The sequence below is a fragment of the Pseudomonas sp. P4_C4 genome, assembly GCF_056402055.1.
This window is the reverse complement of sequence record NZ_JBFUID010000036.1, coordinates 57,203-67,215: the sequence shown is the minus strand read 5'-3', so window position 1 is coordinate 67,215 and position 10,013 is coordinate 57,203. Positions and strand designations below refer to the sequence as shown.

Below are 10,013 nucleotides of genomic sequence, written 5' to 3'. Positions count from 1 at the left end.
TTTGGCCGAGCGCCCAGCGACATCCGCTTCAAACCGGCCTGCCAGTACATCGCCGTCCAACTGATCGTGATGGCAGCGGCCAATCCGGTTTCAGCCACAGGGAGGCGATTGGCAGAGTTAAGGGCAGGTGTTGGGGGAATGTTTCTGGATCACCGCCCAAGGCCTTCGAGGCCAAGGACGGTGAAAATTTCAAAAACCCGGTTTCCGGTGGACCGTAAGGCTGCTCCGCTTAAGTGAACAGCATTACGCGCAATGGCGGGCCTTCTGTTTGGGGTCAAATCCTTTTGTGCTTCCAATCTGCGCTCCATCTTGTGAGCGTTTCGTGAAAAGCCTGTCGTAGCAATGAAAAAAGCCCGGTGTCGGCCAAGCTCTCTGTAGATGGGCCAAATCCATTTGGCTGATCCCATTGTGCTTGGTGTATGTGACGACGACATGACAGGGCTGACAGGAACAGCTGATCGAGGCTTGAGTGCTGACGGCCTGTGGAATCGAACTGTCCATGCACTTTTATAAAGCGCCATGCGTCACAGCGTGCACCAGTCGGAAGCGCCGCAAAGCGCTTTCGTCTGCGGTAGCTCCAGCGTCGTGACAATCCCCCCGGGCTCAAGAGTCAGTGTTTCCAGACAGTTGAAGTCTCTCTGTCGCTGGCTGGCACAAAGGCTGCAAGGCTGACATCAGGTCCACCTGGAACGCATTCGTGTGGACAGCCCCCTCGGTCAACGACGATCGATTGGCCGGACAGGTCGTGGGCAGCATCGGTGGATCAGGCATAGGCGCCTGGTTTCAACACCGCAAAAGAACAGGCAAAGACGCCTGGAACCGCAAGGTTTCAGGCGTTTTTTTTTGCTTTTAAAACCGTGATTGGCTCGGGCTGGGTGCTTTCTATGAATTCCAATGTTGCCACGTTGAACAAGATGCAAACGCTGATCGTGATCGGTAATGGCATGGTCGGACATCATTGTGTCCAACAGCTGATCGAGCGGGGAGCGCTTGACCATTACCGGCTGCACGTCTTCAGTGAGGAGCCGATGCGCGCCTATGACCGTGTGCATCTTTCCGAGTACTTCTCCGGTCGTGATGCCGAGTCGCTGGCGCTGTCCGATGCGTCGCTTTACCACACGCCCGGCGTTACGCTGCATCTGGGTGTGCCGGTATTGGAAATCGACCGCGTCCGTCGCCAGGTGGTCACCTCGCAAGGTTGCGTCACGTATGACAAATTGGTTCTGGCCACCGGTTCTTATCCGTTTGTTCCGCCAATCGAAGGCGCCGAAGGTGAGTCGCGTCTGGTCTATCGCACCCTGGAAGACCTCGATGCCATTCGGGCTGCGGCAGCCAATGCCCGGCGCGGTGTGGTGGTCGGCGGTGGCTTGCTGGGTCTGGAAGCCGCGAACGCGTTGAAGAGCCTGGGCCTTGAAGCCCACGTGGTGGAATTCGCACCGCGCTTGATGCCGGTACAACTGGATGACCTCGGTGGCCAGGCGCTCAAGGCGCAGATCGAACGATTGGGCGTCGGTGTACACCTGTCCCGCGCCACTCAATCGATCAGCGCTGGCGAGCAGTACCGCTATCGCATGAATTTCGCCAATGACGAATTCCTCGAAACCGACCTGATCGTGTTTTCCGCCGGTATCCGCGCTCAAGACGCGCTGGCTCGTCAATGCGCGCTGGAGATCGGTCCGCGCGGTGGCGTGGTGATCGACGACGCGTGCCTCAGTTGCGACCCGAACATCTACGCCATCGGTGAGTGCGCTTCATGGAACGGCAGCCTGTTCGGCCTGGTCGCGCCGGGCTACCAGATGGCGCGCAGCGTCGCGGCCCGTCTGTGCAACGAAGTCGCCGAGCCGTTCACCGGTGCCGACATGTCGACCAAGCTCAAGCTGCTGGGGGTGGATGTCGGCTCCATCGGCGACGCCCACGGCAATACCCCAGGCGCACGCAGCTATCAATTCATCGACGAAACCAGCGCCAGCTATCGCCGCCTGGTGGTGGATGCAAGTGGCAAACATGTCCTCGGTGCAGTGCTGGTCGGTGACAACAGCTATTACGACACCTTGCTGCAATACATGCAGAACGGCATTACCTTGCCAGCAGAACCCGCCAGCCTGATTCTGCCATCGTCCGAAGGCGCGCCGACCCTGGGCCCGGGTGCGCTGCCCGGGTCGGCCACGGTGTGCTCATGTCATAACGTCACCAAGGGCTCCATTTGTTCGGCCATCGACGGCGGCTGCACCGACCTGGGCCAGCTCAAGTCGCAAACCAAGGCCTGTACCGGCTGCGGCGGTTGTGCCGGCCTGCTCAAGCAAGTGTTCGAGCATGAGCTGATTGCCCGTGGCGTCAGTGTCGACAAGAGCCTGTGCGAACACTTCGCCTATACCCGCCAGGAGCTTTATGCGCTGGTACGGGTAGAGGGAGTGATCACCTTCGAAGAACTGTTGGCCAAGCACGGCCGTGGCCACACCGGTTGCGACGTTTGCAAGCCGGCGGTGGGTTCGATTCTGGCCTCGTGCTGGAACCAGCCGATCATGGACACGTCGCTGGTACCGTTGCAGGACACCAACGACACCTTCATGGCCAACATGCAGAAAAACGGTACGTACTCGGTGGTGCCGCGTATTCCCGGCGGCGAGATCACCGCTGACAAGCTGATCGCCATCGGCGTGGTGGCGAAGAAATATGACCTCTACACCAAAATCACCGGCGGGCAGCGCATCGACCTGTTCGGCGCGCAGTTGCATCAGTTGCCGGACATCTGGGCCGAGCTGATTGAAGCGGGTTTTGAGACCGGGCACGCCTATGGCAAATCGACCCGCACGGTGAAGTCCTGTGTCGGCAGCACCTGGTGCCGTTATGGCGTGCAGGACAGCGTGAAAATGGCCCTGACCCTCGAGGATCGCTACAAAGGCCTGCGCTCGCCACACAAGCTCAAGTTCGCGGTCTCCGGTTGCACCCGTGAGTGCGCTGAGGCGCAGAGCAAGGACGTTGGCGTAATCGCCACCGAGAAAGGCTGGAACCTCTATGTGTGCGGTAACGGCGGCATGCGCCCGCGCCACGCCGAGTTGTTCGCTACCGACCTTGATGACGCCACCCTGATTCGCTACATCGACCGGTTCCTGATGTTCTACATCCGCACCGCCGACAAGTTGCAGCGTACCTCGGTCTGGCGCGAGAGCCTGGAGGGCGGCCTGGATTACCTCAAGGACGTGATCATCAACGACAGCCTCGGGCTGGGTGAGGAGCTCGAGTCGCAGATGCAATTGGTGGTCAACCGCTACGAATGCGAATGGGCCAACGCCCTGAAAGACCCGGAAAAGCTCAAGCGCTTCCGCACCTTCGTCAACGATCAACGCCCGGACCCGGACATCCATTTTGTCCAGGAACGCGGTCAGCGCCGGCCGATCATGGCCGCTGAACTCCACCTTATCCCTGTCATCGAGGAGATTGCCTGATGAGCCAGTCCGATACCCAGCGAGCCTATTCCAGTTCCTCCCTGGTCAATCCCGATGCCTGGCAAGCGGTGTGCAGCCAGGAGGATCTGGTGAGTAACTCCGGCATCGTCGTCTGGCTCGACGGTGCACAAGTGGCGCTTTTCTACCTGCCGGCTGCCGAAGGCAAGACCCTCTATGCCATCGATAATCATGACCCGCAATCCGGGGCGAATGTCATCGGTCGCGGGCTGATCGGCAGCGTCAAGGGCGATCTGGTGATTGCCTCGCCACTCTACAAACAGCATTTCCGCCTTGAGGACGGCAGTTGCCTGGAGTATCCGCAGCAGCGCCTGCGGGTCTGGCCGGTGCGGCTGAACGAAGGCCAGGTGGAGGTCGCGGTGGCCTGACCCCATGGATTTCGCCGGGGGCTGAGCGCTCATTCAATTAATGATGTATGCCAGGCTCCGGCGGAGTCGATGATCAATGACAAACAGTATCGGAGGTTCGTATGAAAACAGCCGCACAACTGCTGAAGCTCAAGGCCGTGCAGAACCGGCGGGTGCATAGCATCGCGCCAGACCAGACGGTGCTTGAAGCGTTGAGGATGATGGCGGAAAAAAATGTCGGTGCTCTACCCGTCATAGAGGAGGGGCAGGTGGTCGGCGTTATCAGCGAACGCGACTATGCGCGCAAGGTCGTTCTACAGGGGCGCTCTTCGGTCGGTACGCCGGTGCGGGCCATCATGAGCGCGCCCGTCGTGACTGCAGACAGTCAGCAGAGCATTGAGCGTTGCATGGCGGTCATGACCGACAGTCATCTGCGTCATCTACCGGTGGTGGAGGGCGACCAACTGATTGGCCTGTTGTCGATTGGTGATCTGGTCAAGGAAGCCATCGTCGAGCAGACCGAGCTGATCCGGCAACTGGAACACTACATTCGCGGGCATTAAAACGACCGGGGGCAGGGTGGACCGAAGGCTTGTGAGTACATGAAGTTTTCAAATGTGCTGCCCGTCGGAAACCGCACAACGCAGTCGTGAGCAAGTTCAGGAAACGCTGGCCTCCATAGGTGCGCTGGCGGACGGCATGATGGATACCTCGGAGCGTATTCGTTTGTTGAGCTTCGCTGGGGGAAGATCAAAATCGTTATTTTTGTCTCGGCGCTTCAGAAGTACAGGGACAAAGAGACCATTCGAAAAACTGCTCGCTGGTCGAAAAGCAATACTCCATCCAGGGAGTGGGCTGAAGTATGGGCTGGAGCTGATTTAGATTAGGTCATCGTCCTTAAAAAGATGAAATCTCTTGGAGGAATCACCGATCACTTACGAAGAACTGCTTCGGCATGACGAGGTGATCGCTCAACTGCTCGATCTGGGCTGTAGCAAGTTGAGTGAGCTTCGCCAGTTCGAGCCGGATGCCGCGGGCTTGGTTGTAGCCACGAGAGTGTCAGATTTTTTGTGTGCGGGCCGGTAATGGCCTGCCGTCAGGCAGGCCTTTATTTCACCAGGGCGGCCTGATGAATCGATCTCCGTACAAGACCGCAAATTGATTCATGGCATTCTTCCAGTCATGGGCAGCACTGCCCCAATTAGCGGTGATATTTTGTAATGCCAGCCAGATCAGCTTCGTCGCTGCATCGTCAGTTGGAAAGTGACCTCTTGTCTTGATGATCTTGCGCAACAGAGCACCAGGGCTTTATCGGGAGGCGCCAGATACAGCCCGATGACGTCCCAGAATTTCTCTTCGAAGTTCGGGTCGCTGGACAGCTTGAAGGTGCGTGTCAGGTGCGGTTTTATGTCGTTGGCGGCCCATATCCGCTGGACGCTGGCCGGTGAAATGCCGGCGACTCGAGCCATGCTTCGACAGCTCCAGCGAGGCTGACCGATACGCGGCTGAGTGACTTGCTCAAGGGTTCGTTTCGTCGACTCAGTTCAATTTGTTCGTCTTCACTGAGCATGATGTCCTGAGAGTTCATGTGATAACTCCAGGCACTGACTGACCACAGAAGCATAGCTCAGGCCAGAAATTTATTTCTGAGACAGGACACTGGAAGAGCGCAGCCCATTGCGTCCCCCAGTACGTACCGAATAGCGGCTACAGGCCTCTTGGTTGCGGCGCAGCTCCCGGCTTACCGTCGAGGGCGCTCGGTTGATCAAGCAGGTGATCCTTCGCTGACTAAAGCCTTGGGCTTGGCCGAGCTGGATGGCGACGCGTTCTTCAACGCTGAGTTTGCCTTAGGTCATAGTCGAATATAGCCCGCCAGCGTACCGGAATTAACCGCCTTGTATGTCAGTGCTACGCACTCACGCGGCAGGTATAATGAAAAATCTTGCATTGTCTTCGCCGTTTCCGCGGAGTCGAGGTAATCCTGAAGGATAATGAGCTCATAACATGGATAGTCAATTCAAATACTCTGATTTCGTCCCGGCCGACGAGAGTCATTCAAGCGTCTGTTTACAACCCGAACTTGAAAACCTGTTGGGGGACCTTCAGGGATTAAGCTATGCCTACTTTGCTGTTCCTCGAAATCGTGAAGCGGCTCCCCTTATTGTTTCAAATTATCCATCGCCCTGGCTGAAAGCCTATAAGGGAGCCAACTATCATTTGATCGATCCGATCATTCAACACGGCCTTAAAAGTTGCGCGCCATTTTCTTGGAGTGATGCGCTCCAGGCCGTTTCCTGTGACAAGAGTCGGGAGTTGTTTCGACGTTCCAGCCAATACCGGATCTGCTCCGGCGCCACCTTTATCCTGCATGACCCCTGTGGAGTGTTCAGTTCGTTGAGTCTTTGCAACGGCGGGCAGCAAGCCGACTTCGATCGCCGCATGGCCGACCAGCAGGGGCAGATACAGATGGCACTGATCCGCTTTCATAGCCGACTGTTGAGCCTGCGGACGGTGGATGAACTGTTTTCCAAACTTCAGAGTGGGCCACTTTCGGGCAAGGAGATGGGGGTGCTCAAGTGGGTGATGATGGGCAAGTCCTACCGGGAAATCGCGCTGATCTGCGCGATTTCCGAGCGTACGGTCAAATTTCACATGTCCAACATTTCCGGAAAACTGCAGGTCTGCAATGCCAAGCAGGCGGTTTATGAGGCTCGGCGCCAAGGCATCCTCTGATTCAGGCGCTGATCCGCTTGGGCTAACCGAGCGGTGTGTCGCGGATGTGCAGACGATGCGGCCACTGGCTTGCCTGCGTGGATGACAAGGGTTGCTTGCGCGCAATACTGGACATCAGCCGCTGACGATTGAACTCGGTTACCGGCATGTTCAGCAGCAGCACCTTTTCCCCCGGAGAGGCTTCGCCGGTATCCAGCACTTCGTAGTGCCAGCCGGCGTTGCGTACGACCCGTCCCATGGCATTGCTGACCACGGTGATGATCGATTCCAGGCCACTGCCTGCGGCATAGTTGTGCATGCAAAGAAGCAGCATTTCGGTCAGCGGTACCTGGGCCAGGCCGTGTTGGCGTGATCGGATCTTGTCGACGAAGAAGCGACTGGACTCGGCCATCAGCGCGTGTTTGGGCAGCTCGCAGCGGAAAAAATCACGGAACGGCCCTTCGACCATATAGGGATCCAGAGTGCTGATCAGGCGCAGGCCGGCCAAGGGGACACCCTCCCAGGTACCGATCAGGTAGGTCGTCCGCTCGCTGTCGTATTCATCGAACTCGATGCCGTTGTTTATATTGACCTTCCAACTTAAACGATCAGCGAATACTTCCTTGCGCAGGCGATACAAGTCGGCGACCCAGGCGTGGGGCGTCGCACTATAGTCAAGCGCGTGAAACTCGATAGCTTTCATGTTATTAACGTTCTTCCGTGGGGGCTGGCACTTAAGTACTAAGTGCTGCGGCTCGTACAGGTCGCGGGGGAATGAACTTCCGGGTACGAAAAATCAATCGCGCGACCATTGTTAGTTTATCAATGTCCGCCCAGCGGCAACCTGTACTTAGGTGCAGTTGCAGGTTGCATAATTTGATTTTCATCGCGCTATCTGCACCTAGATACAGTTGTTCTCTCTGGGTAACTACGGCAACTTATGCCGGGCAGTGGTTAAGCCCCCTATGACGCCGCAGCGCTGAACTTTTCAATGCTGGACGAATGTTCCAACCAAGGCGTCATGGCTTGTACTTGCGAGTGCTCCACTTGCCTAAATCGCCGAACATGCCAATGACAGTCTGAGCGTCTGGATCAGGCTTATTCACGCTGTGCGGCATTCCAGTCAAGACATCGAAACAGGGAAGATCATGGAAAAGTCCGCTTCTTCAGAACCGCGCCGGGTCGTTGTAACCGGTTATGGCGCCATCTGCTCGCTCGGCGAGAATGTCGACGCCATCTGGGACGCAATGATGGATTACCAGGTCGGTTACCGTCAGCACAGGTTCGACGATCCGAGCATCCATGCGCGTTACTTTGGCTTTATCGATGACTTCGGTCGTGAAGCGATGCGTCCGTTTTCGAAGAAAATCTCCAAGATGTTGCCGTTGTTCGCCAAATACAGCCTGGTGGCCACCCACGAGGCGATCCGCATGGCGTTCGGTGATACGCCCCTGGATGAGATCGTCTCGCCCTTTGATCGCGGCGTGATCCTGGGCACCGGTTGGGGTGGGCTCGACACCGCCAACTGCAATAACAACGAATACCGTAAGCACGGCATCTCCACTTCCTTCGCCACCGTCATGTCGATGTGCAATGCCGCGACCGCCGGTATCACCATGAACTGGAACATGCGTGGTATCCAGAACAGCCCGGTTGCAGCCTGCGCCACGGGCACCATCGCCATTGGTGAGGCTTACGAGGCGATTCGCAGCGGCCGCGCCAAGGTGATGATCGCTGGTGGCAGTGAGTCCTTGAAAGAGCAGTTCAACGTCTGGTCGGTGGATGTCATCCAGGCCCTGAGCAAAGAGCAGGAAAACACGCGCCTGGCCTGCTGCCCGTTCAGCAAGGGACGCAGCGGCTTCGTGCTCTCCGAGGGCGCGGCTGTGCTATGCCTGGAGGACTATGAGTCGGCCCGGGCACGGGGCGTGAAGATTCTCGGCGAGATCACCGGCTACGCTAACTATTCGGACGCCTACGACATGACAGCCCCGGCCGAAGACATGCAGGCCCGGGTACGGGTGATCAATGACGTCTGCAAGCAGGCAGGCGTGCAGGCATCGCAGATCGACTACGTCAACCTGCACGGCACCTCGACACCGCTCAACGATGTCAACGAAACCCGCTCGATCAAGCTGGCCCTGGGGGACGCCGCATACGGCATTCCGATGTCCAGCACCAAGTCCTACACCGGCCACCTGATCGGTGCCGCCGGTTCCATGGAGGCGGTCTTCTGCCTCAAGGCCATGGCCCGTGGCACCATCCCGGCGACTATCCACATGGATGAGGCCGATCCTGACTGCGACCTCAACTACGTGCCCAACGAGCATCTGCATGGGCAGACCCTGAATAACGTGCTGAACCTGAGCTTCGGCTTCGGTGGTGCCAACGCCGGCATCATGCTGCGCAAGGTGGTCTGATCATGCAGTTGCAATTCGGAGCCGAGCAGATCGAGGCCTGGGCCGGCCTCTCCGGTGATCGCAACCCGATCCACTTCGACCGTGAGGCGGCGCGCCGCATGGACGCAGCCGATGTGGTGGTGCATGGCATGCTCGCGCTACTGCCGGTCAAGCATCGCATGGGGCGCGTCAATCAGGTGCTGCCCCAGGACTGGATGCAGTTCAAGGCGCTGCTCAAGGCTCCGGTGCTGCGTGACAGCCCGGTAGCCCTGTCGACCCGCGAGCGCAGCGGCAGCACGGGGTTCAAGTTGCACTCGAGCGGCGGCGACAGTGAACACATGATCGGCCATGTACGTATCGTCGAAGCGCCGGTCTGGTTATCCACAACCCCGGGCTTCCTGCTGGCACGCGAGGAGGTCGCGGCCTGGCTCGCACAGTTTCGTGATGACCTGGGCCGGGGGGTCGATGATTGGGTCGCGCTCGATGCACTGATCTTTTCCCACTTCATTCGTAACCATCTGGGAGTGATCTTCGATTGCCTGTCCCCGCAGTTCCGTCAACGACAGCGGCCGGACCGGCTTGAGGATCTGTCTGATCACCTGGTGGTGCAGACCAGCCACCAGATCACCTTCTGCACGTCGCTGCGCTCGCTGGGCAAGTTGCAGACCGATATTCGCTGTGAGATCGACAACATCCACCTGATTGAAAGCCCTGGCAAGGCCGTGGGCACCCTCGATCTTGGGGTGCATGTCAGCGATCGCCACGTGATGACCATCACTCTCGGGCTGATGGCAAAGACACTTTCAACCCACCAAGGAGCTGTGCAATGACCACTGTAGAGAAAGTATTTGCTGTTGTTCGCGACCTCATTCTGGAACTCAAGGATGTCGACGAAAACGATGTGACCCTCGATACCAACATCGAATCGATGGCGTTCGATAGCCTGGACTTCGTCGAGATGCAGCTAGTGGTGCAGAAGAAGATCGGCGTGGCGCTGGATCCCGATTCGTTCGCCAGCCGCAAGATTTCCACGCTGCGCCAGCTGTGCGAGTTCGTGGTCGAGTTCAAGGAATCGGCCGCCGTCCCTGCCTGAC

The 10,013-nt window shown here is 58.0% G+C and carries 8 protein-coding genes and 5 pseudogenes; 9 read left to right on the top strand and 4 right to left on the bottom strand.

Annotated features, from left to right (window positions below; genetic code table 11):
- The 5 genes and pseudogenes from AC1DXW_RS19350 to AC1DXW_RS19330 all read left to right on the top strand — a co-directional run.
- A pseudogene (locus AC1DXW_RS19350) lies at window positions 1–237 on the top strand (IS4 family transposase); the annotation flags it as partial.
- A gap of 647 nt (window positions 238–884) precedes the next feature.
- Window positions 885–3,446 carry a nitrite reductase large subunit NirB gene (nirB, locus tag AC1DXW_RS19345; RefSeq protein ID WP_477760331.1) on the top strand — a complete coding sequence of 854 codons (2,562 nt, stop codon included), beginning with the start codon at window positions 885–887 and terminating at the stop codon, window positions 3,444–3,446.
- Window positions 3,446–3,832, top strand: coding sequence for a nitrite reductase small subunit NirD (gene nirD, locus AC1DXW_RS19340; protein WP_477760330.1), 387 nt, complete (start codon window positions 3,446–3,448; stop codon window positions 3,830–3,832). The genes nirB and nirD overlap by 1 nt, the downstream gene beginning before the upstream one ends.
- A gap of 101 nt (window positions 3,833–3,933) precedes the next feature.
- On the top strand, window positions 3,934–4,374 hold the full coding sequence (locus AC1DXW_RS19335; protein ID WP_477756596.1) for a CBS domain-containing protein: 441 nt from the start codon (window positions 3,934–3,936) through the stop codon (window positions 4,372–4,374).
- Between the two features lie 349 nt (window positions 4,375–4,723).
- Window positions 4,724–4,870, top strand: a pseudogene (locus AC1DXW_RS19330) (diguanylate cyclase); the annotation flags it as partial.
- A gap of 54 nt (window positions 4,871–4,924) precedes the next feature.
- Here AC1DXW_RS19330 and AC1DXW_RS19325 read toward each other — a convergent pair.
- The 3 pseudogenes from AC1DXW_RS19325 to AC1DXW_RS19315 all read right to left on the bottom strand — a co-directional run.
- Window positions 4,925–5,110 (bottom strand): annotated as a pseudogene (locus tag AC1DXW_RS19325) (IS256 family transposase); the annotation flags it as partial.
- Window positions 5,086–5,352: pseudogene (locus tag AC1DXW_RS19320) on the bottom strand (IS630 family transposase); the annotation flags it as partial. The pseudogenes AC1DXW_RS19325 and AC1DXW_RS19320, both read right to left, overlap by 25 nt.
- 150 nt (window positions 5,353–5,502) lie before the next feature.
- A pseudogene (locus AC1DXW_RS19315) lies at window positions 5,503–5,655 on the bottom strand (helix-turn-helix domain-containing protein); the annotation flags it as partial.
- A gap of 160 nt (window positions 5,656–5,815) precedes the next feature.
- On the opposite strand from AC1DXW_RS19315, the gene AC1DXW_RS19310 reads away from it, so the two are divergent.
- Complete coding sequence (locus AC1DXW_RS19310; protein ID WP_477756595.1) at window positions 5,816–6,544, top strand: autoinducer binding domain-containing protein; 729 nt, start codon at window positions 5,816–5,818, stop codon at window positions 6,542–6,544.
- Between the two features lie 22 nt (window positions 6,545–6,566).
- Here the strand turns inward: AC1DXW_RS19310 and AC1DXW_RS19305 are convergent, their stop codons facing one another.
- Window positions 6,567–7,226: an acyl-homoserine-lactone synthase gene (locus tag AC1DXW_RS19305; protein WP_477760329.1), complete on the bottom strand. Its 660-nt coding sequence runs from the start codon at window positions 7,224–7,226 to the stop codon at window positions 6,567–6,569.
- Between the two features lie 445 nt (window positions 7,227–7,671).
- Here AC1DXW_RS19305 and AC1DXW_RS19300 point away from each other — a divergent pair, with 445 nt between their 5' ends.
- From AC1DXW_RS19300 to AC1DXW_RS19290, 3 genes are read left to right on the top strand one after another with little or no spacing between them, the layout of a single operon-like run.
- Window positions 7,672–8,940, top strand: a complete 1,269-nt coding sequence (locus tag AC1DXW_RS19300; protein WP_108217402.1) for a beta-ketoacyl-[acyl-carrier-protein] synthase family protein — start codon at window positions 7,672–7,674, stop codon at window positions 8,938–8,940.
- Window positions 8,941–8,942: 2 nt separating this feature from the next.
- On the top strand, window positions 8,943–9,749 hold the full coding sequence (locus tag AC1DXW_RS19295) for a MaoC/PaaZ C-terminal domain-containing protein (protein WP_477756578.1): 807 nt from the start codon (window positions 8,943–8,945) through the stop codon (window positions 9,747–9,749).
- Complete coding sequence (locus AC1DXW_RS19290) at window positions 9,746–10,012, top strand: acyl carrier protein (protein ID WP_108217404.1); 267 nt, start codon at window positions 9,746–9,748, stop codon at window positions 10,010–10,012. The genes AC1DXW_RS19295 and AC1DXW_RS19290 overlap by 4 nt, the downstream gene beginning before the upstream one ends.
- The last annotated feature ends 1 nt before the right edge of the window (window position 10,013 follow it).

Coding starts and splice junctions, on each gene's coding strand:
- nirB (WP_477760331.1), top strand. CDS start 885: ATGAATTCCAATGTTGCCACGTTGAACAAGATGCAAACGCTGATCGTG.
- nirD (WP_477760330.1), top strand. CDS start 3,446: ATGAGCCAGTCCGATACCCAGCGAGCCTATTCCAGTTCCTCCCTGGTC.
- AC1DXW_RS19335 (WP_477756596.1), top strand. CDS start 3,934: ATGAAAACAGCCGCACAACTGCTGAAGCTCAAGGCCGTGCAGAACCGG.
- AC1DXW_RS19310 (WP_477756595.1), top strand. CDS start 5,816: ATGGATAGTCAATTCAAATACTCTGATTTCGTCCCGGCCGACGAGAGT.
- AC1DXW_RS19305 (WP_477760329.1), bottom strand. CDS start 7,226: ATGAAAGCTATCGAGTTTCACGCGCTTGACTATAGTGCGACGCCCCAC.
- AC1DXW_RS19300 (WP_108217402.1), top strand. CDS start 7,672: ATGGAAAAGTCCGCTTCTTCAGAACCGCGCCGGGTCGTTGTAACCGGT.
- AC1DXW_RS19295 (WP_477756578.1), top strand. CDS start 8,943: ATGCAGTTGCAATTCGGAGCCGAGCAGATCGAGGCCTGGGCCGGCCTC.
- AC1DXW_RS19290 (WP_108217404.1), top strand. CDS start 9,746: ATGACCACTGTAGAGAAAGTATTTGCTGTTGTTCGCGACCTCATTCTG.